Source organism: Pseudomonas sp. WS 5071 (assembly GCF_012985765.1).
GTDB lineage: Bacteria > Pseudomonadota > Gammaproteobacteria > Pseudomonadales > Pseudomonadaceae > Aquipseudomonas > Aquipseudomonas lundensis_A.
This window is the reverse complement of record NZ_JAAQWY010000014.1, coordinates 96,627-121,509: the sequence shown is the minus strand read 5'-3', so window position 1 is coordinate 121,509 and position 24,883 is coordinate 96,627. Positions and strand designations below refer to the sequence as shown.

The window sequence follows — 24,883 nt, the reverse complement described above, 5'->3', positions numbered from 1 at the left end:
TGGATGCGCAGCATGGTTTCCAGAGGATAGGGTTTTCTACCGCCGCCGGCCTTGGGGTAGAACGGTTCGATCAGCTCCAGCAGGCCTGCCCAGGGCACCACCTGATCCATTTCGGCGAGGAAGCGCTCTCGGCGGGTTTGCTTGCGCTTGCCGGCGTACTCAAAGTCGGAAAAGCTCATCTGGCTCATGGGCGGCTCGGATCAGGTGTTGCGGGGATTCTCGCATAACTGAAGGCTTGTTCGGAGATTCCCTAGGGCCGTGTGGTGAGCTGATACCAAGTCCAGACGGTAGCCCGTTTTGTTTATGAAGCGCATGTGTATAGACATCGTATCGTCAGGGTGCCTGTTCATAGAGTGAACTCCTGTTGTTGTGGCTTAGGCAGTGATGAGGTGTTTGTTAGTTGGAGTATGGTGAGTTTTTCAGATATGTGGGCTGAAGTTTATATGGTGTAACACACCGGTGTTCACTCCGCTTAAGCAGGTACATTACATAAGGGGGCACGAGCTGGTTCGTCAGGTTTGGTTGAATATTGTCGGTAAATTTACTGTGTGTGGTAAGGCGTATCTATTTATAAGGTGGTCGTGTGCGTGAGTATCAGGCGGATGCTTAGCTTTTATTTTTAATAGCTAAAAGAGTTTACTATGTTGACGCCAGCATTAATGACGACGTTATTCCCCAAAAGCGCCCCCTTCCTGAATGACTACCTGCCATTTTTACTTCGGGTGGCGGAGCAGCGTGAGATCAACACCCCGCGCCGTATGGCGGCTTTTTTGTCCCAGGTGGGTCATGAGAGTGGAGGTTTTACGGTGTTGGTTGAGAACCTTAATTACAGTGCGGGTGGTTTGGCCGCAACGTGGGGTTCACGTTTTGCCGAGAAAAATGCCGAGGGCGCGTACGTAACGGTCATGGAGGGTGGTCGTTTACGACGTGTTCCCAATAGTGAGGCGCAGACGTTGCATCGCAAGCCTGAAGCCATTGCAAACCGGGTATACAGCAATCGTCTGGGTAATGGGGATGAGGCGTCAGGAGAGGGTTGGCTTTACCGCGGCAGGGGGCTGATTCAAATGACCGGCAAGAGTAACTATCAACGATGCAGCTTGGGCCTGTTTGGGGATGAACGTTTACTGACCACGCCACAATTGCTAGAACAATGGCGCTGGGCAGTAGAGTCGGCAGGTTGGTATTGGAGTTCTCGACACCTCAATGAGCTGGCAGATGGCGATGATTTTGAGCGTGTGACACGCGCTATTAATGGGGGACTTAACGGGCACGCTCAGCGCGTAGCGTTATATGAACAAGCCCTGGACCTGATGAGTCAGGCCCCCGGACGTTAACGTGAGTTATAAAAGGGGCGAACGCTCAGCTCGGCCGGGTTAGGTGCCATAATGCGCGCCTGTTTTCCAGCCATGCAGGGGTATTTAAACCGTGATGTTTGAAATCAAGCCGATGAGTCCCGAGGCTTATCGTCAGCAAACCCGGCGCAGCATGCTTTATATCGCATTACTGTTTGCCCTGTTGGCGCTGGTGATTTCTGGCCTGGCGGTGATGCTGGCAGGCGTACCGGGCGGGGATAACTTCAGGTTGAATCTGGCCGGGGTAATCGCCGCACTGATCGTCACCTTAATGCTGGTACGTTACGTGTTCTGGTCACAACCCTGGATGGCGGCTGCGGTATACGGGTGGCAACTCAAACGCAGCCTCATGCGGGTCACAAACGCCATGCATCACGTGACGGCGGGTGTCATGGCCGGGGATGTCAGCGCGCTCAAACTGTTGCGCTTCTATCACTTGGGGATCACCCAGATGTATCAGCTGGATGCTAATTCCAGTGCGTTGAGCCAGATGGTGCGGGAGATTGACCTGCATAAGGCGCGGCTTGAAGCGTTGAGCATCGACACTGAGCAAACGCGATTGGACCCTGCGTGGATCAAGCAGGTTAAAACGTTCACGCCGTTGAAATAAGACAGTAAGGCCAGCCAGGCCATGGGTGCCGCCGTGTGCACCTTTAGCCCGGCCAGCCATGACGCCGTGGGTTAGCTCACCACGCGATAACACGGCACATACGCTGCGCCACCGGGGAGTTTCATGCGGTGTTGCTCTACGAAAGCCTGCAACAATTTGTCCAGCGGCTTCATCACGGCCGCATCGCCATGAATCTCGTAAGGGCCATGTTGCTCAATCAGATGAATGCCTTTTTCTTTCACGTTACCGGCCACAATGCCTGAAAAAGCCTGCCGCAGGTTGATGGCCAATTCGTGGGGTGGCAGGTCCTTGCGCAATTGCAGGCTGGCCATGTTGGCATGGGTCGGATCAAACGGGCGCTGAAAACCCTCATCAATCTTCAGTAGCCAGTTGAAGTGGAACGCGTCGTTGCGTTCGCGACGGAACTGTTTGACCTCTTTGAGACCGGCCGTCATCTGGCGAGCCACTTCGGCCGGGTTATCGATGATGATCTGGTAGTGCTTTTGCGCCGCTTCGCCCAGTGTGGCGCCCACAAACTCGTGGAGTTGTTGCAGGTAAGGTTCGGCTTCTTTAGGACCGGTCAAAATCACCGGGAACGGTACGTCGCTGTTGTCCGGATGCATCAGAATGCCGAGCAAATAAAGGAATTCTTCTGCCGTGCCTGCGCCACCCGGGAAGATGATGATGCCGTGGCCTACGCGCACAAAGGCTTCAAGGCGTTTTTCGATGTCCGGCAAGATCACCAGTTCGTTAACGATCGGGTTGGGTGCTTCGGCAGCAATGATCCCGGGCTCGGTCAGCCCGAGATACCGGCCGCCCGTAAGGCGTTGTTTGGCGTGGGAAATCGTGGCCCCTTTCATTGGGCCTTTCATGACGCCAGGACCGCAACCGGTGCAGATGTCCAGCAGCCGCAAACCCAATTCGTGACCGACTTTCTTGGTGTATTTGTACTCTTCGGTATTGATCGAGTGGCCGCCCCAGCACACCACGATTTTGGGCTCTACGCCGGGGCGCAAAGTGCGCGCATTGCGCAGCAGGTGGAACACATAGTCGGTAATGCCTGCGGAGGTGCTCAGGTCCATGCGCGGGCTGTCGAGACCACTTTGGGTATACACGATGTCACGCAGGGCGCTGAACAGCATTTCACGCGTGCTGGCGATCATTTCGCCATCCACGAACGCATCTGCCGGAGCGTTCAACAGCTCAAGGCGAACACCACGGTCTTGCTGATGAATACGGACTTCGAAGTCTTTATAAGCTTCAAGGATGGTTTTGGCATTGTCGACATGAGCGCCGGTGTTGAGAATGGCCAACACACATTGGCGGAACAGGGTGTAACTGGTGCCTGAGCCCACTTCGCTCAGTTGCTGCACTTCACGTTGCGATAACGTCTCCAGGCTGCCTTTGGGGCTGACCGAAGCATTGATGACGTGTCTTTGGACCATTGAGAACTTCCTTGAGCGGGTCAAAAAATTACCTGACGCAGTTTTTACCTTCAAACCTACCAGCGCGGGGTGCATGTCCTTTTTCATGCCGGCTGTTTTTCAGTCGGCCTCTACAGTAACACTGCTTGCTCATAAGACCAGAGCTGCAGGGGAGTGATGATGAACCCGGTTGTGTCCTCATGGTCTGAGGTAACCTGTCCTTCGATGAGGCCTGCTGTACGACCTCACATGCCCTAAGGAAGTTTTAATGATCATTACCACCACTCACCGAATTGAAGGCCGTCAAATTACGGAGTATCTGGGTGTAGTCAGTGCGGAGTCCGTACACGGTATCAACGTGGTGCGGGATTTTTTTACCGGTATGCGGGATTTTTTCGGCGGGCGTTCGCAGACCCTGGAACGTGCATTGAAAGAAGCCCGGGCAGAAGTCACGGACGAAATTCGTGAGCGTGCGGGCGTGCTGCGGGCCGATGCGATTGTGGGATTGAATTTTGAAATCAGTATGCCGTCAGGTCGCGGGGGGATGCTGGTGGTATTTGCTACCGGTACTGCCGTGCGCTTGAACTGAAACTGCGCTAAACCTGTGGCACTTATCACGCCGTAAGGTTTTGGGAATAAGAAGGAGCTACCGGATGACTGGATTTTTAAACCGTGTGTTGTTGGGCTTAGTTGTGGCGGGTATTGCAACGGGCGTCTGCGCTGAAAGCCGTCTGCCTGAGCTGACAACGCAAGCACCTTATAAAAAGGCATATCAGGCCATGCTGGCTTACCCGCAGTGGGTGACAACCGGTCAGGGCACAGCGGCCCCCGTAGAGAAGGTGGTCATGGACGGCAAAACCTACACCGTCGGCCAGATGTGTAAACCCCACGATTGTGCAGCCAATCAGTTGAATGTGGTGTTTAGTCCCGATGGTAAACAGGCGTGGGGTTTGCTCTCAGTTCGCGCCGAAAACGCTGAAGAGTTTGATCAGCAGTTTCTGGGCATGCCGGATGAAACGATTAAAAAGCTGCTCAATAAATCGTTTGCGGACAACAACCCCACCGATTGAGGTGGGCCCAAACCGTTCGACCGCCCTGTGAGGCGGTCGATTGAGCGGCTGGCTGGCTTTACGACTTCGTCAGGCTGGTTTGAGAGAGTGCAGCCTGAAGCTTTTCTTCTTGTTCGGGCGAAAGAGAAGTGCGTAATACTTTGCCCTTGAAGTTTGAATCTTCAAGTTCCTTCAACACTTTCTCTGGCTGGAACTTACGCAACAGCACGAACAAGGCTGAAGAGTTATTGGGAATGGTTTCGCTCAGCGACTTGATGAAATCGTCATCAATACCGTAATCACTCAACGACCCCGATAGCGCGCCTGTGCCCGCACCGAGCGCGCCGCCGATGGCAAAGCCTGCCAGCGGGTTGAGAAACAACAGCCCAACCAGAGCGCCCCACAAACCGCCTGTGACCAGACCGGAAGTCGCGCCAAGGGCGGTGAGATTGACGCTCTGCTTGATGTGTACCTTGCCCTCGTTGTTGCGCACAACAATGACCGCATCTTCCAGTTCCACCAGATGCTCTTTGCTCAACGACACCATTTTGGTCAAGGCGCGGTCAGCTTTTTCAGTATCGTCAAATCCCACTACGATTAAATCAGACATGTCTTTCATTCCTTGACTGTACAGTTCCAACCCGGAGGGGGCTGAATCAAGAGGTATGCCTCAAGGCGTGACTACACGGTTAACACCTTGTTACGCAGCGATGCAGCAGTTCATCAGCAGCTGCGAGCAATGAGCGTGGTCGCAGACCTCGAAACCGTCAAGTCGATACACCGTTCAGGTTGTCGCAGGAGGGCGCAGCAGGGGATTAACGAAGGGGTGAACAAGGTGTGTGAGAAAGGAAAGAGGAGGGCTGGCTGAGCAGCCCTGACACTTACTCCAAGGGCTGATACCTCGGAGATTTATTGCTGATCGTTCTTGTCCGAAGCTGTCAGGCCTGCCTGGATACGCTGGTAAATTTCTTCACGGTGAACGGCTACGTCTTTGGGTGCATTGATGCCAATTCTGACCTGTTGGCCGCTGACACCTAAAATAGTGATCGTAATATCGTCACCGATGTTTATGCTTTCACCAACTTTACGGGTGAGTATCAGCATTTTTTTCTCCTTGATGGCTTTGTATGGCACGTCTCTGAGACGGTGCGGCTTCGTTCATGGCTACAGAATACTGCTAACTGCATATAAATGCGCCGCTCATTACAGACGTCATAGCCAGAGGGGCAATTCCCTGTACGAGGAAAGCTCTCGCCTATGTGTCTTAGATAAGGGCAGATTGGATTTGTTCAAGGAGAGCAAAGGCCGCTGTCCCAGTGATAAAATCGACCCACTCAAAAAGATAGGGGATACGCAGTGCGTAAAGTCATCGTAATGACAGCAATATTGGCCCTGACGGCTTGCGGTCAGGAGTCTAACGATAAAATTCAACGGGCTAAAGCAGCTTCTGAAACATCGACTGTCCAGGCGCCGATGGCTCAATGGGCGGTTGAGGTCAAATTGGGCGAGACTCAAGCGCTCAGTGATCTGACAGCCAGGCTGTTGGAACATGGTTATAGCTCTTATATTGCGGTCATTGATGGCGTTCAGCGCGTCCTGCTCGGACCTTTCAACACCCGGGATGAGGCGCAGGCGATGTTGACCCGATTGACCACTAAACTCGACAACCTGCAAGCCAAGGTTATCGAGTTGCCAGCCGATCAACTCACCCATTAACGAATCAGTGCGCTGCTTTGCTGCCTAAGCGTAGCGTCAACCAGCGGACTTGGACGGCACCGTGCAATTATTTTTTTTGCAGCGGCGCCGTTATGCGTTTTGCCTTGTGTCAACGCCTGCCCCAGCCTCCACCCAATGATGTCAACAGCGCCACGCTGGCCTGCAATTGGCGGGTGCGCAGCGCCTGTACCTGACGTTGCGTTTGCAACGCAGCGGTTTGCGCGGTGACGACATCCAGATAACTGACCGCCCCCGCTTCATAGCTGTGCACGGCCAGCGCCTGGGTGTTCTGTGCCGCATTGGCAGCGGCCTGTTCGTCCAATTGTTGCTGGCGCAGGTCGCGCAACTGAGCCAGGTTGTCTTCCACCTCCCGTACAGCGTGCAGTACCGTGCTGCGGTACAACGCGCTGGCTTCTTCGAATTCTGCCCTGGCCTGACGCGCCTGAGCATCCAGACGGCCGCCGTCAAAAATGGGCAAGTTGACCAACGGCCCTAGCGCCCAAAATCGGTTGCTGGCCGCTAACAGGTTGCCAGCGCCCTGGGTTTGCCCGCCGATCAATCCGCTCAAGCTGAAGTCGGGGTACCACGCCGCTTTCGCTACGCCGATCTGTGCATTGGCGGCAAATACCCGGCGCTCCGCCGCGGCGATGTCGGGGCGACGTTGCAGCAGTGCGCCAGGCAAGGTGTCGGGTTGCTCCGGCAGGCACAGGGTCGGCTCGCGGGCGGCCAGTTCAAACGTGCTGGCGGGTTCGCCCACCAGTTCGCCAATGGCGTGCTCAGTCAGGTTGCGTTGCCCGCGCACCTCATCCAGTTGCGCCTGTGCCTCGGCCAGTTGGGTCTGAGCGCGGGTGAGGTCAACTTCTGAGGCAATCTGGCCCTGATAACGGGCACGGGTCAGTTGCAGGGCCTGGCTGTAATCTTGCAGCGAGCGGGACAAAATGCGCTGTTGTGCATCCAGACCGTCGAGCTGCACATACAAATCGGTCAACTGCCGTTGCAAACTCAAGCGCGCGACCGCCAGATCATCGGCCGCCGCCTGCGCTTGTGCATCACCGGCCGCCACCTGATTGCGGATTTTGCCCCACAAATCGAGGTCGACATTCAGCGCGAAGCCAGCCGTATTGCTGTTGTACACCGACGGTTGAGTCGCACCCCGCAACGGGCGGTTCTCTGATTGACGTTCACGCAACGGTTGGGCGCTGGCCGTGAGTTGTGGGAACAGTCCGGCGTGCAGTTGGCTGGCATACGCCTGGGCCGCATCAAAATGCGCTAGCGCCGCTGCCAGATCGGGATTGGCGTTCAATAATTGTTGTTGCAGGGCGTTCAGGCGTGCGTCCTGATACACCCACCACCACTGCCGCGGGCGTTGATCTGCAGGGCGCGCAGGATGCCAGGGGCCAACACGGCTTTGTTCTCGATAGTGTGCGGGCAGTGCGATCGTCGGCACGCTGTAGGTGGGTGCCAACGAACAGCCCTGCAACACCAGGACCCCCAGTAATAGCGCGAACTTAAGCCTTGGCAGCATGGGACGCCCCCTGGTTCGCGAGCCTTACGGCATCACCCTCGCGCAAGGCGTCCGGTGGGTTGTCGATGACAGCGTCGGTACGTTTCAACCCTTGATCGACCACCAACCTATCACCCAGGTCCAGGCCGATGTGGATGGTGCGCAAGTGCACGTGCTGCGTGGCATCCAGCAGCGCCACTTGCGTACCTTGAGCGCGAAAAATCAGCGCGCTGGCGGGAATGCTGACGCCCTGGGTGTCAGGCGCAACTGCCAGAACGGCTTCGGCATAGTCGCCGGGCATCAGCGCGCCGTTGAGATTGGGTACAACAAATTGCGCCAGCAGCGTGCCCGAGCGCGGGTCAACCGAGGTTGAGTTGCCAATCAGACGCGCGCTGAAAGTGTGCCCCGGGTGTTCCGGCACCGAAAGTTGAGCTTGCATGCCAGGGCGGATCACGCTGGCGTAATTCTGCGGCACCGGTACGTACAGGCGTAGTTGGTGGGTGTCAGCGATGTCAAACAGTTCGGTGTCGCTGTCCGTATCGGCCTTGATCAACTGGCCAATGTCCGTATGGCGCGCAGTGATGGTACCGGCGAAAGGCGCGCGAATGGTCTTGTAGGCCTCCAGTGAGCAAAGCCGTGCGAAATCAGCTTCGGCCGCTTGCGCATTGGCCTGGGCGGCGGCCGCATTCGATTGCTTTTCATCGGCTTCCTGACGCGAGACCGAATGCGACGCCAGCAAGTGTTGCCAGCGCGCGGCGGTAGTCGCCGCCAGCCTGGCATTGGCGTGCGCTTGCAGCATATGGGCGCGGGTTTGGGCCAATTGCTGGTCCAGGTCGGGGCTGTCGATCAGCGCCAGCACCTGACCGGCTTGCACTTTGCTGCCGATATCGGTTTGCCAACTGTTCAAGTAGCCGTTCACGCGGGCATGAATGGGCGCCTTGCTCCAGGCCTCAAGGTGGGCGGGCAAGCGCAGGGTGTCGCCCCGGGCGTTTTGCTGGGGCTGCAACACGCTCACTACCGGCAGGGCAGCCGCTTCTGTCCACTGGCTGACCGCGTGCTCATGCCGGCTGCGGGTCGCCAGCCCGTTGGCTACCAGCAGGGCGACGAGCGCAAGGCCGCCGATGCCCAGGTACATCAAGCGCTTGTGCGAGGGGTTTTGATCAGACGACATGGGGCGTTTCTCCAGCAGCGCGAGTGTTGTTACGACCGTGTACCAGGCTAAACACCACGGGCACGAATAACAGGGTGGCAACGGTGGCCAACATCAGGCCGCCAATCACGGCGCGGCCCAGCGGCGCGTTTTGTTCTTCCGAGAGCGCCAGCGGCAGCATCCCGAACATCATGGCCAGCGCCGTCATGCAGACGGGACGGAATCGGCTGTAGCCTGCTTCCAGCGCAGCCTTCAACGCGTCGCCATGCTCAGCCAGGCGTTCGCGACAGAAGCTCACCACCAGAATCGAGTTGGCGGTCGCCACCCCCATGCACAAGATGGCGCCGGTCAGTGCGGGTACAGACAATGAGGTGCCGCTCAGGAAGAGCATCCACACGATCCCGGCCAGCGCCGCGGGCAGGGCGGTGATGATGACGAACGGGTCCAGCCAGGACTGAAAGTTGACGACGATCAGCAGGTAAATCAGCACCACCGCGCCCAGCAATCCATAGCTCAAACCGCTAAAGGCTTCATGCAAGGCGTCGATCTGCCCGTGCAGGCGGATAACCGCGCCTTTGGGCCGCAGGTCGGCGGCGCCATCAATAACCTTTTGCACGTCGCTGGCCACGGCGCCCAAATCGCGCCCCTGAAGGTTGGCGTACAGGTCCAGTGTCGGCTGAATGTTGTAGTGCGTCACCACCGCCGGGCTTTGCACGCGGCGGATAGTCGCCAGGCCACCAAGGACGTGTGACTGGCCGTTACTCCCTGTTACTGGCAGCGCTTGCAGAGCCGGCAGGCTGTCCAGGCGGTATTGTGGCGTGGCCGCGACCACCCCGTAGGAGACGCCGTTCTGCGGGTTAAGCCAGAACGTTGGCGCCACCTGCGAACTGCCCGCAAGGGATGCCACCATGCTATTGGTCACATCGCGCTCGGTAATTCCCAACCCGTTGGCGCGTTGACGGTCCACCTTCACTTGCAAAGAGGGATACCCCTGCGACTGCTGAATGCGCAGGTCAGCGATGCCCGGCACATGCTGTAAACGGCGCATCAATACCTGGGCATAGGCGCGATTGGCCGTGTCATCACGCCCGGAAATCTTCACGTCCAGCGGCGCGGGGGCGCCAAAGTTAAGGATCTGGCTGCTGATGTCGGCGGGCATAAACGCAAATTGGCTGCCGGGGAAACTGTCGGGCAGGGTTTCGCGCAATGTTTTCACGTACCCCGCCGTTGGCCCATGACGGGCATTGAGGGTGACCTGAATATCGCCGTCCTGCGGCCCGATGGTGCCGCTGCTGCTGTAGGCCATGTCGATCCCGCTCAGCGCAATGCCGATGTTGTCGATAATGCTGTCGACTTGATCTGCCGGGATCACCTCGCGGATGCGCGACTCGATGCGGTCGAACGCTGCAGCACTTTCCTCAATGCGTGTGCCCAGCGGCAAGCGCACGTGCAAGGCCAGCGCGCCCGCATCGGTAGCGGGGAAAAAGTCTTGCCCAAGGCTGGGCAGCAACGCGAACGAGGCCAATACACCCCCCATAAACACCAGCAGGAATCCCTTGCGCCACGTCAGCGCCAGCGTCAGCAACCCGTAGTAGCCGTCGCGCACAGCAGAAAAGCGGCGCTCAAACCCTTGCTGAAAACGCAGCAACGCCCGCAGGGGCGGCGAATGTGGCTGCGCGTGCTGTTGGCCTTCGTGATGATTGATGTAGCGGTCTTCGGGATGATGGCCGAGGCCTTGCTCAGGCACGTGGGGTTTAAGCAGAAACATCGCCAGCGTCGGCACCAGCGTGCGCGACAGAAGAAAGGAGCTGCCCATGGCGAACATCACCGCCAGCGCCATCGGGCGGAACAGGTAACCGGCAATGCCTTGCAGCATGAACATCGGCACAAACACGATGCAGATGCACAGCAGCGAAATAAACGCAGGGCCGACGATCTGTTTCGCACCGTCCAGAATCGCATCGCGCACCGATTTGCCCTGTTCAAGGTGCCAGTTGATGTTCTCGATGGTGACCGTGGCGTCGTCTACCAGAATCCCCACCGCAAGGGCCAGCCCACCCAGTGTCATCACGTTCAGGGTTTGCCCGCTCAGGGCCAGCAAGGCAATGGCCGACAGCACCGCCAGCGGGATGGATACCGCAATGATCAGCGTCGAACGCCAACTGCCGAGAAACAGCAGAATCATGGCGCTGGTCAGCAAGGCTGCAATCACACCTTCCTGCGCCACGCTGCCCACCGACTGTTTGACGAACACCGAGGCGTCGCCCAGCAACGAGGTTTTGAGTGACGGCGGCAGGGTTTCATTGATGCGCGGCAGCATCGCGCGAATGCCGTCGACAATCGAAAGGGTCGAAATGTTGCCGTTTTTCAGCGCTGGCATCAGCACCGCACGGTGGCCATCGACCCGCACGATATTGGTTTGCGGCGGCGATCCGTCACGCACGTGGGCCACTTGGCCAATGGTGATTAGCGCGCCGTTCACGGTCTTGATCGGCAAGTCGTTGAGTGCGTCGATAGCCTTGGGGCTGTTGTTGAGCATCACCGTGTATTCATAGCTGCCGAGCTTTGCCGTACCCACGGGGATGATCTGATTTTGTGCCGCCAGCGCATTGCCCACGTCCTGTGCCGACAGGCCTTTGGCGGCCAGCGCTTGCGGATCAAGGTCGAGGGTTATCTGGCGCTGTTTGCCGCCCATGGGCGTCGGCATGGCCAGACCGGGCAGGGCGCTGAGGGGCAAGCGGATGCTGTTCTGCACCAGGTCGCGAATGTGCGCTTCGGACAGCGTGGGGCTGGAGAATGCCAACTGCAAAATCGGCACGGTGGAGGCGCTGTAGTTAAGGATCAGCGGCGGCGTAATGCCGGGCGGCATTTGTTTGAGCACGGTCTGGGATACTGCGGTGACTTGCGCATTGGCCGTACGAATATCAACGCCGGGCTGGAAGAAAATTTTCACAATGCCCATGCCCGGCAGTGACTGCGACTCGATGTGTTCGATGTCATTCACGGTCGTACTGAGTGAGCGCTCATAGGTGTAAATCACCCGTCCCGCCATGTCGGCGGGTGCCAGCCCGGTGTATTGCCACACCACGGCGACCACCGGAATACCGATGTCCGGGAACACGTCCGTGGGCGTTCGCACAGCAGCCAGAGGGCCAATGATGCAGATGAAAATCGCCAACACGATAAACGTGTAGGGCTTGTGCAGTGCGGTCTTTACCAGCCCGAGCATGCCTGAACCTCCGGGGAGTGGAATTGCAAACCCCGGCAGTTTTGCCGCTGGCACCTAACGCTGCGCTTTCAGGCACATGAAGAATCCTTTAAGTAACGGCTGAAAATCCCTTCATTGACCTTCATTTGGCGCTGTGTTCGAAGGCGGCCAAGCTGAAGGCCTGTTCGACGGGAGAAGGTCAGCCCCGTCATTTCGATGGTCTGTTTTGCGAGGCACGTTGCGATGATTTTCAAACCCTTGCTGTTGATTCCGGGCCTGAGCCTTGCCCTGTTCCTGTCGGCCTGTGCCGGGCCAATGCCCAGACAAGACCCGAGCGAGGCATGGATTGGCCTCAAGGAAGAGGGCAGCAACGACCTGATGGCCGAACGTGTGGATGGCAAGAACACCCGTGATGGGCGTTTTTTTGAGGTGACACCGGGCGCGCACCGGCTGGACGTCACGTTGTTTGAAGGGGCAAGCGGTGATCAAAATCAGATTGATTGCCAAGGTGACGTCAGCTACCAGGGCTTCGAGGCTGGCGCCCGTTACCAACTGATCGAGTCGAGCCTGGGCTCGCACATCAAGGCCCGGCTGGTGGATGGGCAGGGCAAGGAAGTGGCACACACGGCGGACTTCACCTGCATGCCGGGATAGCGTGACGCCTCGGTTGGCGGGAGCGCTAAAACGAGCGCACGATTTTCCCCAAGGTTTCCATGGCCTTTTCACTCGCTTCATCCCACGGGCTGCCATAGTTGAGGCGGATGCAATTGCGGAACCGCTGGGTCGCTGAGAAGATCGGGCCCGGTGCGATGCTGATGCCTTGCGCCAGCGCCATCTGGAACAGTTTGAGCGAGTCCATTTGTTCGGGCAGTTCCAGCCACAGGAAGTAACCGCCCGTTGGCTGGCTGACACGGGTTTGAGCCGGGAAGTAACGGCCAATCGCGGCCAGCATGGCGCTTTGCTGTTCCTCCAGCGCGTAACGCAATTTGCGCAGGTGGCGATCGTAACCGCCATGCTGCAGGTAGTCAGCGATGGCGGCCTGGGCTGGCATGGAAGCGCACAACGAGGTCATCAGTTTCAGGCGTTCGACTTTTTGCGCGTAGCGGCCCGCTGCCACCCAGCCGATCCGGTAGCCGGGCGCCAGGCTTTTGGCAAACGAGCCGCAGTGCATCACCAACCCCTCGGTATCAAACGCTTTGGCCGGTTTAGGGGCGTGTTGGCCGTAATACAGTTCGGCGTACACGTCATCCTCGATCAATGGCACTTGATGGGTGCGCAACAGGTCGACCAGTGCCTGTTTCTTGGCATCCGGCATGCTCGCGCCAATCGGGTTCTGGAAGGTAGTCATGCACCAGACTGCTTTGATCGGATGGCGTTCCAGGGTTTGTGCGAGCACGCCCAGGTCAATGCCTTCGCGCGGGTGCACGGGGATTTCCACTGCCTTGAGCTTGAGCCGCTCAAGCACTTGCAGGCAGGCGTAAAACGCGGGCGCTTCAATGGCCACCAGATCGCCGGGTTCGGTCACCGCTTGCAGGCACAGGTTCAAGGCTTCCAGCGCACCGTTGGTAATCAGCAACTCCTCCATGGGCAGCATCAGCCCGCCCACCATGTAACGCAGCGCAATTTGCCGCCTGAGTTGCGGGTTGCCGGGGGACATGTCGGTTACCACCATGCGCGGGTCCATTTCGCGGCTGGCAGTGGCCATGGAACGGGCCAGGCGCTGCAGGGGGAATAACGTCGGGCTCGGGAACGCCGAGCCAAAGGGCACGGTGTGCGGGTCTTTGATCGAGTCGAGCACCGAAAACACCAGTGCGCTGACGTCCACTTCCGTGGATTCGGTGACGTGGCTGCTGAACGCCGGTTCACAAAACGGGCTGGGTGTATGGGCGTTTACAAAGTACCCGGAGCGCGGCTTGGCACGAATCAAACCGCGGCGCTCCAGCAGGTAATACGCTTGAAACACGGTGGACGGGCTCACGCCGTACGTCTGGCTGGCGTAGCGCACCGAAGGCACCCGTTGGCCGGGGCCGAGCACCCCGGAGCGGATCAGTTCGGCAATATCGTCGGCAAATTTTTCGTAACGTTTCATCTAGGCAAGGCTCGGTCCGGCATTATTCAAAAAGTTTCAGCGCCGACACTCTACCTGTCGCCGCCGGTTATCGCAGCGCAAACAGGGCCGGTGTGCACTCAGCGGGTAACCCTCAGCGATTGAGCGGCGCCACGAAACGGCTATCAGCGACGCCGCGCACGCTGGGCTGATCGGTGTCAGTGACCACGAACGTTATGGTTTGCGAGCTGCTGGTCGGGCGATCGGCCAGCAGGGCCACCGACACCGGCAGGTCGGTGATTTCCCCGGGAGCAAGCGTCAACTCGGTTTTGCCTTGCAACTGGTAACCGTCGCCGTCCTTGAGCGACACCCGATAGTGCTGGGTCTCCTGGGTTTTGTTGATGATTTTCAGGCTGTAGATGTTTTCGATCTGGCCCTGACTGTTCTCACGGAACAGGCCCCGGTCCTTGATCACATCCAGTGACACCATGCTGCGTTGGTTCAACGCCACCACCAGCGCGCCGATCATCGCCAGCAGCACCACGGCATAGCCAATCAGGCGCGGGCGCAGCATGTGGGTCTTGCCACCCTGCAACTCGTGTTCGGAGGTATAGCGCACCAGCCCGCGGTCATAGCCCATTTTGTCCATGACCGAATCACAGGCGTCGATACAGGCTGCACAGCCAATACATTCCATCTGCAAGCCGTCGCGAATGTCGATGCCCGTCGGGCACACCTGCACGCACATATGGCAATCGATGCAATCGCCCAGCCCGGCCTGTTTGGGATCGGCGCCGCGTTTGCGCGGTCCACGGGCTTCGCCACGGGCCACGTCATAGGAAATAGCCAGTGTGTCCTTGTCGAACATCACGCTCTGGAACCGCGCATACGGGCACATGTGCATGCACACGGCTTCACGCAACCACCCGGCGTTGAGGTAAGTGGCACCGGTGAAAAACAGCACCCAGAACAAACTGACGCCAGCCATCTCGAGGGTCAGCAGTTCAGTGGCCAGCGGACGAATCGGCGTGAAATAACCGACAAAGGTCAAGGCTGTCATCACGCTGATAGACAGCCACAGCGCATGTTTGGCGGTGCGGCGCGCGATTTTGTTGATGCCCCAGGGCGCGGCTTTGAGCTTGATGCGCTGGTTGCGGTCGCCTTCGGTGACCTTTTCGCACCACATGAAAAGCCACGTCCAGGTGCTTTGCGGGCAGGTGTAGCCGCACCACACACGTCCGGCAAACACAGTAATAGTGAACAAACCGAACGCGGCGATAATCAATAGCCCTGACAGCAAAATGAAGTCTTGAGGCCAAAAGGTTGCGCCGAAAATGTGAAACTTGCTTTCAGACAGGTCCCACAGCACTGCTTGGCGTCCGTCCCAACTGAGCCAGACAGTGCCGAAGAACAGTAGAAACAGAAAACCGGCGCCGACTAATCTCAGGGTTCGAAACAGCCCGGTAAAGCTGCGGGTATGGATTGCGTTATCACGGTGTGTGGATTTGACTGTTGCGGCTTTGGGTCGAGAAGCCTCAAAGGATTCAATTATCTGGACGGGAATATGTTCGCTCATGGTCTATCGCTCATCAGCCTCCATCAGGCCCGTGCACTATGACCAGCGAACTGTTTGCATAACAGGCTCAGCTATCTGTTTTAAAAGCGTATCAGATGCCATATTTCAAACACCTGCGACAACCTGCTGCACCGGGTAACGGCGTTGTATTTATTGGGTCGCGACTTGTAACTCATTGTGTCTTGGCAGATGCTGACAAGGATCAATGAAACAGCGACTCACCTGATGAGTGAGTCCGGATTGCAACCGGACATTTGCGCAAACACATGATTGAAGTGGGGTTACTTTAGATGGCCGCTGGGGCAAGGTTTGAGCCAGATTCAGGTGCTGAAAGATCCGCATTCGGCATGGAAACACCGCGAATCGTGATTGAAAAGGTTATGCCAGTAGTCAGTTACGGCCATAAGCCGGCCAAAGCGATTGTCGGCCAATTGTTCAAGGTCACGAGCAACGTCTATTGCCTCACCTCCGGGCCATTGGCCGTCATTGTCCGATGGCGGCACGTTGACAGCTGCGATGGCGAGAGTCAGTACATGCATACGCTGGGTAACCGTGTGTGGTACGGGCAGATTCTGTTCGCACAACCCGGGCCACATGTGTTTTGTATTGACGCATGGATTGACAGTTACGCCGGGTATTGCCTGACGCTGGAGAAAGCGTTGCAGGCAGACACATCGCCCGCCGAGCTGATCGACCTGGGGCTGGCTCACATTTTTCGGGCGTATGAACACTGTGACGAGTCGCGGCAACAGCCATTGATCGAACTTCACCAGCGACTGAGCCTTTTGCCGCCGCCAGCGCAAATCACGTTGTTAATGAGTGAAACCACCAAAGCGCTGATGCGTGACACCCAATTGCGCACTTGCCTGACCCTGAGCCCGGAATACCCGCTGTACGTAGTCCGTTGACAGCTGCGGTGAGCGTCGCCTTAACGTCGCTCACCGTGCGCATGGCTTATATGGGTGAGCCGTCGGTGGTGGCATGCAGCATCTCTCGTTGATCGATCGCGCCAGCGCTGACCAACTCCTCCGCTTGTTCCTCGGTAACTGCAATTTTCTCTTCCCCCACCAACGCCTGTGACAGGCCAGAAGGGTCACTGTTAATAATGACGACCTTGGGCAGGTCTACCTGCAGCGTGCCGGCGGGCAAGGTAAAGACACAGGTGCTATGGGTTCGGTCAATAACTAAGCTCATGGGGCAATCTCCTGAATGAGCAGGTCAAAGGATGGCTGACGCTTTAATTGGCGGGACTTTAGTGGGTGGATCGCCCATTGGCTCTGGAGCCTCGGGCAAAGGATCCTGCTCGGGGATGGGCGGTGTATCAGTGGGTGGGATCACCGGATCATCAATGTTCGGGTCCGGTGTGTGTGCAGGCATCGGAATCGTCATCAGTGGGCCTCTCGATTGGCTAGCGCCGCGGCTTAACGGCAGGTCTTCAAGACGGTTGACCCCGTACCCCGGTAAAAAACTCCCGCATTACGACCAGCGGGTCGTCGCAAAACAGTCTGAACTTTTAAACCGGATGCTGCCTCCCAAGCTAAGTGCCCGGTGCCAATGCCGGAAAGTGCTTCAAAACGACACACGTTAGCGTCCATGGGCGTGAGGAGTGATGCTCGATGACTGCTGATTTCCCGGATTCAGATTCAACCGCTGTATTGCCTCTGTCCCATGCGTTGTTGCTGCCGCGCATCGTCATTGAAAGCACCTCCCCGGTGCTGGATAACGGCCAGTTCGCCGTCAAGGCGACCCAAGGGCGGACGGTTGAGGTCACCACCAACGTCTTTACCGATGGACACGATCAACTGGCCGTGAGGCTGCATTGGCGTCGGGCCGAAGAGGACGTGTGGTCAACCACGCCCATGACATTTCTTGGCAATGATAGCTGGCGGGGTCAGTTCGGCGTGCCATTGCAAGGGCGCTATGTGTTCTGCATTGAAGCCTGGATTGATCGCTTTGCCAGCTTTTGCCATGAACTGGAGAAAAAGCATCAGGCCGGGGTCCCCGTCAGCCTTGAGCTGCAAGAAGGACGGGTGCTGGTCCAACAAGCGATCGAGCGCACGCAGGATGCGCTTAAGGCGCAGTTGCAGGCTTTATTGGTTCAACTCGCCGGCTTGCTTGAAACCGAACAAGTGGCGCTGTTCCTCCATGAAAGCAGCGCCCATCTCATGGCGCAGGCGCAATACCATGCCTACGTCAGCCTCAGCCCTGAGTACCCGGTGGACGTGGAGCGCCCGTTGGCCGAGTTTGCCAGCTGGTACGAACTGTTCCCGCGTTCGATGACCAACGATCCCGCCCGGCACGGAACGTTTAATGACGTGATTGATCGGCTGCCGATGATCCACGACATGGGCTTTGACGTGCTGTATTTTCCGCCGATCCACCCCATCGGCCGCCGTCATCGCAAGGGGCCGAACAATGCCCTGCAAGCCGGCCCCGACGACCCTGGCAGTCCGTATGCCATCGGCAGCGAAGAGGGCGGGCACGATGCGATTCACCCGCAATTGGGCACGCGTGAGGATTTTCGCCGTCTGGTGCAGGCCGCCGCTTCACACGGGCTGGAGATTGCGCTGGATTTCGCCATCCAGTGTTCGCAGGACCATCCGTGGCTTACCCAGCATCCCGGCTGGTTTAATTGGCGCCCCGACGGCACGATTCGCTACGCGCAGAACCCGCCGAAGAAATACCAGGACATCGTCAACGTCGATTTTTATGCCCCGGATGCGATCCCGTCACTGTGGCTGGCATTGCGTGACATCGTGCTGGGCTGGGTTGAAGAGGGGGTCAAGCTGTTCCGTGTGGACAACCCGCACACCAAGCCGCTGCCATTCTGGCAATGGCTGATTGCCGACATCAGAAGCACCTACCCCGACGTGATTTTTCTGGCTGAAGCCTTTACCACCCCGGCGATGATGGCGCGGCTGGGCAAGGTGGGTTATTCCCAGAGCTACACCTATTTCACCTGGCGCAACACCAAGGCCGAACTGACCCAGTACTTTACCGAGCTCAACCAGAGCCCGTTGCGCGAGTGCTTTCGCCCGAATTTTTTCGTTAACACCCCGGACATCAACCCACGCTTTTTACAAGAGTCAGGGCGCGCCGGGTTCCTCATCCGTGCCGCGCTGGCAACCATGGGCTCGGGTTTGTGGGGCATGTATTCGGGGTTTGAATTGTGCGAATCCGCGGCCTTGCCGGGGCGCGAGGAATATCTCGACTCCGAGAAATACCAGATTCGACCACGGGATTTCACGGCGCCCGACAACATCGTGCCCGAGATCGCGCAACTCAATCGCATCCGCCGCCAAAACCCGGCCTTGCACACGCATTTGGGCCTGACGTTCTACAACGCCTGGAACGACAACATTCTGTATTTCGGCAAGCGCAGCGCCGATGGCAGCAACTTTGTGCTGGTGGCGATCAATCTCGACCCGCACCACGTGCAGGAAGCCCACTTTGAATTGCCCTTGTGGGAACTGGGCTTGCCCGACGATGCCGCGACCGCAGGTGAAGACCTGATGAGTGGCCACCGCTGGACCTGGCACGGGAAAACCCAGTGGACCCGCCTCGACCCTCAGGTTCAGCCCTTCGGCATCTGGCGCATCAAACCTCTTTAACCGAGCCTTGAGCCGCTGCTCAGGCGGCCTCGCGCGTGCGAATCAGCAGGTATTACCCATGGCAAAGAACGCCGCAACCGCAAGTTTTATCAACGACCCGCTCTGGTACAAAGACGCGGTGATTTATCAGGTCCACGTGAAATCGTTTTTCGACTCCAACAATGACGGTATCGGGGATTTTCCGGGCCTGATCAGCAAGCTCGATTACATCGCGGAGCTGGGGGTCAATACCCTGTGGCTTTTGCCGTTCTACCCGTCACCCCGCCGCGACGATGGCTACGACATCGCTGATTATCGCGGCGTACACCCGGATTACGGCACCCTGGCCGATGTGAAGCGCTTCATCGCCGAAGCCCACAAACGCGGCCTGCGGGTCATCACCGAGCTGGTCATCAACCACACGTCCGACCAACACCCCTGGTTTCAAAAAGCGCGGCACGCCAAAGCCGGCTCCAAGGCCCGGGATTATTACGTGTGGTCTGATACCGATCAGAAGTACGATGGCACGCGCATCATCTTTCTCGACACCGAAAGCTCCAACTGGACGTGGGACCCGGTTGCTGGTCAGTACTACTGGCACCGTTTCTATTCCCATCAACCCGACCTCAACTTCGACAATCCGCAGGTGATGAAAGAAGTGTTGTCGGTGATGCGCTACTGGCTGGACATGGGCATCGACGGCCTGCGCCTGGATGCCATTCCGTACTTGATCGAACGCGACGGCACCAACAACGAAAACCTGCCCGAAACCCATCAGATACTGAAACAGATTCGTGCCGAAATTGACGCCCATTACCCGGACCGCATGCTGCTGGCCGAAGCCAACCAATGGCCGGAAGACACCCAACAGTATTTCGGTGACAGCGACGGCATCAATGGCGACGAATGCCATATGGCGTTTCATTTCCCCCTGATGCCGCGCATGTACATGGCGTTGGCACAGGAAGATCGTTTCCCGATCACCGACATTCTTCGCCAGACCCCAGAAATTCCGGCCAATTGCCAGTGGGCGATTTTTTTGCGCAACCACGATGAGCTGACCCTGGAAATGGTCACCGACAAAGAGCGTGATTACCTGTGGAATTACTACGCTGCGGACCGCCGCGCGCGCATCAACCTGGGCATTCGTCGGCGTCTGGCGCCCTTGATGGAACGCGACCGTCGGCGCATTGAACTGCTCAACAGTTTGTTGCTGTCGATGCCCGGTACGCCCACGTTGTATTACGGCGACGAAATCGGCATGGGTGACAACATCTACCTGGGCGATCGTGACGGCGTGCGCACCCCCATGCAGTGGTCGATTGACCGCAACGGCGGTTTTTCACGTGCCAACCCGGCCAGCCTGGTGCTGCCGCCGATCATGGACCCGCTCTACGGCTACCCGTCCGTCAACGTGGAGGCCCAGTCCGGTGACCCGCATTCGTTGCTCAACTGGACCCGCCGGTTGTTGGCCGTGCGCAAGCAACAGCAAGCGTTCGGCCGCGGTAGCCTGAAAATGCTGTCACCGAGCAACCGCAGGGTGCTGGCCTATATTCGCGACTACACCGACAGCGAAGGTAAGAACGAAACCATTCTTTGCGTGGCCAACGTGTCGCGCAGCGCACAGGCCGTGGAGCTGGACCTGTCCGAGTACGGTGGGCGGGTGCCTGTGGAAATGCTGGGCGGCAATGCCTTCCCGCCGGTTGGCCAGTTGCCGTTCATGCTGACGCTGGCGCCATATGGCTTCTACTGGTTCCTGCTGGCACCTGAAAGCCAAATGCCGGGCTGGCACGCCGAGCCCGTACAAAGCTTGCCCGAGCTGGTCACGCTGGTGATCAAAAAAAGCCTCGAAGATGTGCTGCACGAACCCGCACGCACCACACTGGAGCGCGTGACCTTGCCGGCCTGGCTGCCCAAGCAGCGCTGGTTCGGGCAAAAAGGCGCGCCGATCGAACAGGTGGAGTGGCTGTATGGCACACGCTTGGGGCACGCCGATACGCCGATGTTGCTGACGGAGGTGCTGGTCACCGCAGGCGGCCAGCAGTACCGCTACCAACTGCCGCTCGGGGTTGTGGGTGAAGACCAGCCCGTCAGCGCGTTGGCTCAGCAATTGGTACTGTGCCGGGCGCGACGGGTGCGTCAGGTGGGCTTTATCACGGATGCCTTCAGCCTTGAACCCTTTGTGCGCGCTGTGCTGGGTCACTTACACGCGGGCACGGCGCTGGACAGCAGCGCAGGGCCCATTCGTTTCACCCCGACCGCGCAACTGGCCGAACTGGGGCTGGATGAAAACAGCGAGATTCGTTACCTGTCGGCCGAGCAATCCAACAGTTCGGTGGTGGTCGGCGGCACCCTGGTGCTCAAACTCATTCGTCAGCTCAGCAGCGGCATCCACCCCGAGCTGGAAATGGGCGCTTACCTGACGGCCGCGGGCTACCCCAATATTTCCCCCTTGCTGGGCGCCGTGGAGCGTCATGGCAGCGACGGCGAAAGCACGCTGCTGATGATTGCCCAAGGCTATCTGAGCAATCAGGGCGATGCCTGGACCTGGACCCAAAACAACCTGGAACGTGCCATTCGCGACGAACTGGCAGATGCCATGTCCGAACACGATCAGCACTACAACGCACTGGGTGAGCTGGCTGACTTTGCCGCTGTGCTGGGCCGCCGCCTGGGTGAGCTGCATCAGGTGCTGGCCAGCGAGACCGACAACCCGGATTTCACCCCGCAGACCACCAGCGCGAAAGACGTGCGCCATTGGTCGACGGTCATCAGTCGGCAGGTCAACGCGGCGTTGCAGCAACTCCACGGGCACCTGTCGCTGTTGTCGGTTGACGATCAGGCGCAGGTCAAACACTGGCTCAAGCACGGGCGTGACATCAGCGCTTACATCAAGGCGCTGGCCGACCGCACCCTCGGCGGCCCACGGATCCGCGTGCATGGCGACCTCCACCTGGGGCAGGTGCTGGTGGTACAGGGCGATGCCTATTTCATCGACTTCGAAGGAGAACCGGCGCGGCCCTTGCAAGAGAGACGCAGCCGCCACAGCCCTTACAAAGACCTCAGCGGGCTGCTGCGTTCCTTTGATTACGCCGCAGCCATGGCGGTGGCGCAGGTGCAACAGACGGACCATTCGCCCGAGGCCGATGTGGCCCGTCAACGTGTGGTGGAGCGTTACCTAGAGGAAGCCCGCGGTGCCTTGACGCAGGCGTATTCCCATGCAACGGCTACGCTGGCTTCAGGCTGGGAAGTGGAGAGTGGCCCGCAGGCTGCACTGACCCTCTTCAGTCTGGAAAAGGCGGCCTATGAAGTGATCTATGAAGCGGCCAACCGACCTGCCTGGTTACAGGTTCCACTGCGCGGGCTGAGCGCCTTGCTCAGTCAGGTGCCGGGCATGTCCAAGCCTTTGAACGGAGAGAAACAATGAGTGCTGGCAAGGATCTGGGTGAAGGACGTGGTGGTTTATTGCCCACTCGGCAAGACATTGAAGCGTTGATTAACGCCGAGCACCGCGATCCCTTTTCGGTGTTGGGCCCCCATGCGGACGGCCAGGGCGGGCAATACATTCGGGCGTTTCTGCCACAGGCGTTGAGCGTCAGCGTAATCGCACGCGACACCGGCGATGTGCTGGGGCCGTTGTCGTGTCCCGACGTACCGGGGTTGTTTGTCGGCCATTTTGCCGAGCCGCGTGCCTACGCACTGCGCATCCAGTGGGCCGGGGGTGAGCAAACCAGCGAAGACCCCTATAGCTTTGGTCCGCTACTGGGTGAAATGGACCTGTACCTGTTTGCCGAAGGCAATCACCGAGACCTCAGCCATTGCCTGGGCGCACAGGTGATGAGCGTGGACGGCGTGCCCGGCGTGCGCTTTGCCGTGTGGGCCCCCAATGCCCGACGCGTGTCGGTGGTCGGCGATTTCAATATCTGGGACGGTCGCCGCCACCCGATGCGCCTGCGCCACCCGAGCGGGGTGTGGGAAATCTTCATTCCGCGTCTACAGGCGGGTGAAGCCTACAAGTACGAGATTCTCGGTGAACACGGGATTTTGCCGCTTAAGGCCGACCCCATGGCGCTGGCCACGCAGCTGCCGCCGCTGACCGCGTCCAAAGTGGCCTCGCCGCTGGCGGTGGACTGGCAGGACCAGCAGTGGATGCAGGAACGCGGCCACGTGCAACGCCCTGATGCGCCGCTGTCGATCTACGAGTTGCACGTGGGGTCGTGGCAGTGCGAAGTGGACGAGGTGGGCGAAGTGGCCCGTCAATACACGTGGCAGGAACTGGCGCAACGGCTCATCCCCTATGTAAAAGAAATGGGCTTCACCCACATCGAACTGATGCCGATCATGGAGCACCCGTTCGGGGGGTCGTGGGGCTATCAGCCGCTGTCGCAATTCGCCCCGAGTGCGCGCTATGGCTCGCCGGATGATTTCGCCGCGTTTGTTAACGCCTGTCACGTCGCGCACATCGGCGTCATTCTGGACTGGGTGCCTGCGCATTTCCCCAATGACGAGCACGGTCTGGCCCAGTTTGATGGCACGGCGCTGTATGAATACGCCAACCCGCTGGAAGGCTTCCACAAAGACTGGAATACCCTGATCTACAACCTGGGCCGCACAGAAGTCCACGGTTTCATGCTGGCGTCAGCCTTGCACTGGCTCAAAGATTTCCACATCGACGGGCTGCGGGTCGATGCGGTGGCGTCCATGTTGTACCGCGATTACTCGCGCCAACCCGGTGAGTGGATTCCGAACCGGCATGGCGGGCGGGAGAACCTCGAAGCCATCGACTTTTTGCGCCACCTCAACGATGTGGTTGCACTGCAAGCCCCTGGCGCGCTGATGATTGCCGAAGAGTCCACCGCCTGGCCGGGCGTCAGCCAGCGCACCGATGAAGGCGGGTTGGGCTTTGCCTACAAATGGAACATGGGCTGGATGCATGATTCGCTGCATTACATTCAGCAAGACCCGGTGTACCGGGCGCACCACCATAACGAACTGAGTTTCGGGCTGGTCTATGCATGGACCGAGCGCTTCATCCTGCCGATTTCCCACGACGAAGTGGTGCACGGCAAACACTCGCTGATCGACAAAATGCCCGGCGATCGCTGGCAGAAATTTGCCAACTTGCGGGCCTACTTGAGCTTCATGTGGACCCATCCAGGCAAAAAGCTGCTGTTCATGGGCTGTGAGTTTGGCCAATGGCGCGAGTGGAACCACGATCAGCAGTTGGACTGGTACTTGCTCCAATACCCGGAACACAAGGGCGTGCAGACGCTGGTGGGCGACCTGAACCGCCTGTACCGCGATTACCCGGCTTTGCACGATCAGGATGATGTGCCCCAAGGCTTTCAATGGCTGATCGGCGATGACGCCACCAACAGCGTGTTCGCGTGGTTGCGCTGGAGCAAGGACGGCCAACCGCTGCTGGTGGTCGCCAACTTTACCCCCGTCCCGCGTGAGGGATACCGGATTGGCGTGCCGTCTGCGGGCACTTGGCAGGAGGTGCTCAACAGCGATGCCGACACCTACGAGGGCTCCAATTACGGCAACGGCGGAGGCGTGGACACCGACCCGCTGCCCAGCCACGGGCAAACCCATTCACTGGCGCTGAACCTGCCGCCGTTGGGGGTTTTGATCCTTAAACCGAACTGACCTGCCAC

Annotated in this window: 21 protein-coding genes; 10 read left to right on the top strand and 11 right to left on the bottom strand. The window is 58.6% G+C overall.

Features of this window, described 5'->3' with window-relative positions:
- The coding region (locus tag HBN61_RS11050; RefSeq protein ID WP_524539063.1) for a transposase at positions 1–188 on the bottom strand (188 nt) is incomplete at its 3' end.
- 453 nt (positions 189–641) lie between these two features.
- Here HBN61_RS11050 and HBN61_RS11045 point away from each other — a divergent pair.
- Positions 642–1,334 carry a glycoside hydrolase family 19 protein gene (locus HBN61_RS11045; protein ID WP_170046773.1) on the top strand — a complete coding sequence of 231 codons (693 nt, stop codon included), beginning with the start codon at positions 642–644 and terminating at the stop codon, positions 1,332–1,334.
- 94 nt (positions 1,335–1,428) lie between these two features.
- Positions 1,429–1,962 (top strand): DUF3087 family protein, encoded by a 534-nt coding sequence (locus HBN61_RS11040; protein WP_170046774.1) that lies wholly within the window; start codon positions 1,429–1,431, stop codon positions 1,960–1,962.
- 71 nt (positions 1,963–2,033) lie between these two features.
- Here the strand turns inward: HBN61_RS11040 and ppnN are convergent, their stop codons facing one another.
- Entirely contained in the window at positions 2,034–3,407 is a 1,374-nt protein-coding gene (gene ppnN, locus HBN61_RS11035) for a nucleotide 5'-monophosphate nucleosidase PpnN (RefSeq protein WP_094993316.1), read from the bottom strand.
- Positions 3,408–3,654: 247 nt separating this feature from the next.
- On the opposite strand from ppnN, the gene HBN61_RS11030 reads away from it, so the two are divergent.
- A complete protein-coding gene (locus HBN61_RS11030) occupies positions 3,655–3,975 on the top strand; it encodes a YbjQ family protein (RefSeq protein WP_169965699.1) in 321 nt (106 codons plus the stop codon).
- 64 nt (positions 3,976–4,039) lie between these two features.
- The gene (locus HBN61_RS11025; RefSeq protein ID WP_169965697.1) at positions 4,040–4,456 is read left to right on the top strand and encodes an Ivy family c-type lysozyme inhibitor; all 417 of its coding nucleotides are present in this window, start codon (positions 4,040–4,042) and stop codon (positions 4,454–4,456) included.
- Between the two features lie 58 nt (positions 4,457–4,514).
- On the opposite strand, the gene HBN61_RS11020 is transcribed toward HBN61_RS11025, so the two are convergent.
- Positions 4,515–5,045, bottom strand: coding sequence for a DUF1269 domain-containing protein (locus HBN61_RS11020; RefSeq protein WP_094993319.1), 531 nt, complete (start codon positions 5,043–5,045; stop codon positions 4,515–4,517).
- 299 nt (positions 5,046–5,344) lie between these two features.
- On the bottom strand, positions 5,345–5,539 hold the full coding sequence (gene csrA, locus HBN61_RS11015; RefSeq protein WP_047274922.1) for a carbon storage regulator CsrA: 195 nt from the start codon (positions 5,537–5,539) through the stop codon (positions 5,345–5,347).
- Between the two features lie 252 nt (positions 5,540–5,791).
- Here csrA and HBN61_RS11010 point away from each other — a divergent pair, with 252 nt between their 5' ends.
- Positions 5,792–6,151 (top strand): SPOR domain-containing protein, encoded by a 360-nt coding sequence (locus HBN61_RS11010; protein ID WP_094993320.1) that lies wholly within the window; start codon positions 5,792–5,794, stop codon positions 6,149–6,151.
- A gap of 109 nt (positions 6,152–6,260) precedes the next feature.
- Here HBN61_RS11010 and HBN61_RS11005 read toward each other — a convergent pair whose 3' ends face one another.
- Genes HBN61_RS11005 through HBN61_RS10995 form a run of 3 tightly spaced genes read right to left on the bottom strand, consistent with a single transcriptional unit; the run spans position 6,261 to position 12,034 of the window.
- Positions 6,261–7,676 (bottom strand): efflux transporter outer membrane subunit, encoded by a 1,416-nt coding sequence (locus HBN61_RS11005; protein ID WP_170046772.1) that lies wholly within the window; start codon positions 7,674–7,676, stop codon positions 6,261–6,263.
- The gene (locus HBN61_RS11000; RefSeq protein ID WP_170046771.1) at positions 7,660–8,826 is read right to left on the bottom strand and encodes an efflux RND transporter periplasmic adaptor subunit; all 1,167 of its coding nucleotides are present in this window, start codon (positions 8,824–8,826) and stop codon (positions 7,660–7,662) included. Before HBN61_RS11000 ends, HBN61_RS11005 begins: the two co-directional genes overlap by 17 nt.
- The gene (locus HBN61_RS10995) at positions 8,816–12,034 is read right to left on the bottom strand and encodes an efflux RND transporter permease subunit (protein WP_170046770.1); all 3,219 of its coding nucleotides are present in this window, start codon (positions 12,032–12,034) and stop codon (positions 8,816–8,818) included. Before HBN61_RS10995 ends, HBN61_RS11000 begins: the two co-directional genes overlap by 11 nt.
- 222 nt (positions 12,035–12,256) lie before the next feature.
- Between HBN61_RS10995 and HBN61_RS10990 the strand changes: the two genes are divergently transcribed.
- Positions 12,257–12,667 carry a PA0061/PA0062 family lipoprotein gene (locus HBN61_RS10990; RefSeq protein ID WP_094993324.1) on the top strand — a complete coding sequence of 137 codons (411 nt, stop codon included), beginning with the start codon at positions 12,257–12,259 and terminating at the stop codon, positions 12,665–12,667.
- A gap of 25 nt (positions 12,668–12,692) precedes the next feature.
- On the opposite strand, the gene mapR is transcribed toward HBN61_RS10990, so the two are convergent.
- Together mapR and ccoG are read right to left on the bottom strand one after the other, a co-directional pair.
- Positions 12,693–14,102: a GntR family transcriptional regulator MpaR gene (mapR, locus tag HBN61_RS10985; protein WP_094993325.1), complete on the bottom strand. Its 1,410-nt coding sequence runs from the start codon at positions 14,100–14,102 to the stop codon at positions 12,693–12,695.
- 112 nt (positions 14,103–14,214) lie between these two features.
- Positions 14,215–15,636, bottom strand: coding sequence for a cytochrome c oxidase accessory protein CcoG (ccoG, locus tag HBN61_RS10980; protein WP_170046769.1), 1,422 nt, complete (start codon positions 15,634–15,636; stop codon positions 14,215–14,217).
- 290 nt (positions 15,637–15,926) lie between these two features.
- On the opposite strand from ccoG, the gene HBN61_RS10975 reads away from it, so the two are divergent.
- Positions 15,927–16,544, top strand: a complete 618-nt coding sequence (locus tag HBN61_RS10975; RefSeq protein WP_346266455.1) for a maltotransferase domain-containing protein — start codon at positions 15,927–15,929, stop codon at positions 16,542–16,544.
- A 46-nt stretch (positions 16,545–16,590) separates the two neighbouring features.
- On the opposite strand, the gene HBN61_RS10970 is transcribed toward HBN61_RS10975, so the two are convergent.
- Both HBN61_RS10970 and HBN61_RS10965 read right to left on the bottom strand, forming a co-directional pair.
- On the bottom strand, positions 16,591–16,830 hold the full coding sequence (locus HBN61_RS10970; RefSeq protein WP_094993328.1) for a DUF3203 family protein: 240 nt from the start codon (positions 16,828–16,830) through the stop codon (positions 16,591–16,593).
- A gap of 24 nt (positions 16,831–16,854) precedes the next feature.
- A complete protein-coding gene (locus HBN61_RS10965; protein WP_170046767.1) occupies positions 16,855–17,025 on the bottom strand; it encodes a hypothetical protein in 171 nt (56 codons plus the stop codon).
- A 227-nt stretch (positions 17,026–17,252) separates the two neighbouring features.
- On the opposite strand from HBN61_RS10965, the gene HBN61_RS10960 reads away from it, so the two are divergent.
- From HBN61_RS10960 to glgB, 3 genes are read left to right on the top strand one after another with little or no spacing between them, the layout of a single operon-like run.
- On the top strand, positions 17,253–19,247 hold the full coding sequence (locus HBN61_RS10960) for an alpha-1,4-glucan--maltose-1-phosphate maltosyltransferase (RefSeq protein WP_170046766.1): 1,995 nt from the start codon (positions 17,253–17,255) through the stop codon (positions 19,245–19,247).
- A 58-nt stretch (positions 19,248–19,305) separates the two neighbouring features.
- Positions 19,306–22,653: a maltose alpha-D-glucosyltransferase gene (treS, locus tag HBN61_RS10955; RefSeq protein WP_170046765.1), complete on the top strand. Its 3,348-nt coding sequence runs from the start codon at positions 19,306–19,308 to the stop codon at positions 22,651–22,653.
- Entirely contained in the window at positions 22,650–24,875 is a 2,226-nt protein-coding gene (gene glgB, locus HBN61_RS10950) for a 1,4-alpha-glucan branching protein GlgB (protein ID WP_170046764.1), read from the top strand. Before treS ends, glgB begins: the two co-directional genes overlap by 4 nt.
- Positions 24,876–24,883 lie beyond the last annotated feature (8 nt).

Bases quoted from the DNA above. Each gene is read 5' to 3' on its own strand.
- HBN61_RS10990 (WP_094993324.1), top strand. From the start codon at position 12,257: ATGATTTTCAAACCCTTGCTGTTGATTCCGGGCCTGAGCCTTGCCCTG.
- treS (WP_170046765.1), top strand. From the start codon at position 19,306: ATGGCAAAGAACGCCGCAACCGCAAGTTTTATCAACGACCCGCTCTGG.
- csrA (WP_047274922.1), bottom strand. From the start codon at position 5,539: ATGCTGATACTCACCCGTAAAGTTGGTGAAAGCATAAACATCGGTGAC.
- HBN61_RS11045 (WP_170046773.1), top strand. From the start codon at position 642: ATGTTGACGCCAGCATTAATGACGACGTTATTCCCCAAAAGCGCCCCC.
- HBN61_RS11020 (WP_094993319.1), bottom strand. From the start codon at position 5,045: ATGTCTGATTTAATCGTAGTGGGATTTGACGATACTGAAAAAGCTGAC.
- HBN61_RS10965 (WP_170046767.1), bottom strand. From the start codon at position 17,025: ATGACGATTCCGATGCCTGCACACACACCGGACCCGAACATTGATGAT.
- HBN61_RS11005 (WP_170046772.1), bottom strand. From the start codon at position 7,676: ATGCTGCCAAGGCTTAAGTTCGCGCTATTACTGGGGGTCCTGGTGTTG.
- HBN61_RS11000 (WP_170046771.1), bottom strand. From the start codon at position 8,826: ATGTCGTCTGATCAAAACCCCTCGCACAAGCGCTTGATGTACCTGGGC.
- HBN61_RS11025 (WP_169965697.1), top strand. From the start codon at position 4,040: ATGACTGGATTTTTAAACCGTGTGTTGTTGGGCTTAGTTGTGGCGGGT.
- HBN61_RS10970 (WP_094993328.1), bottom strand. From the start codon at position 16,830: ATGAGCTTAGTTATTGACCGAACCCATAGCACCTGTGTCTTTACCTTG.
- HBN61_RS10975 (WP_346266455.1), top strand. From the start codon at position 15,927: ATGGCCGCTGGGGCAAGGTTTGAGCCAGATTCAGGTGCTGAAAGATCC.
- ccoG (WP_170046769.1), bottom strand. From the start codon at position 15,636: ATGAGCGAACATATTCCCGTCCAGATAATTGAATCCTTTGAGGCTTCT.
- HBN61_RS10995 (WP_170046770.1), bottom strand. From the start codon at position 12,034: ATGCTCGGGCTGGTAAAGACCGCACTGCACAAGCCCTACACGTTTATC.
- mapR (WP_094993325.1), bottom strand. From the start codon at position 14,102: ATGAAACGTTACGAAAAATTTGCCGACGATATTGCCGAACTGATCCGC.
- HBN61_RS10960 (WP_170046766.1), top strand. From the start codon at position 17,253: ATGACTGCTGATTTCCCGGATTCAGATTCAACCGCTGTATTGCCTCTG.
- ppnN (WP_094993316.1), bottom strand. From the start codon at position 3,407: ATGGTCCAAAGACACGTCATCAATGCTTCGGTCAGCCCCAAAGGCAGC.
- HBN61_RS11040 (WP_170046774.1), top strand. From the start codon at position 1,429: ATGTTTGAAATCAAGCCGATGAGTCCCGAGGCTTATCGTCAGCAAACC.
- glgB (WP_170046764.1), top strand. From the start codon at position 22,650: ATGAGTGCTGGCAAGGATCTGGGTGAAGGACGTGGTGGTTTATTGCCC.
- HBN61_RS11030 (WP_169965699.1), top strand. From the start codon at position 3,655: ATGATCATTACCACCACTCACCGAATTGAAGGCCGTCAAATTACGGAG.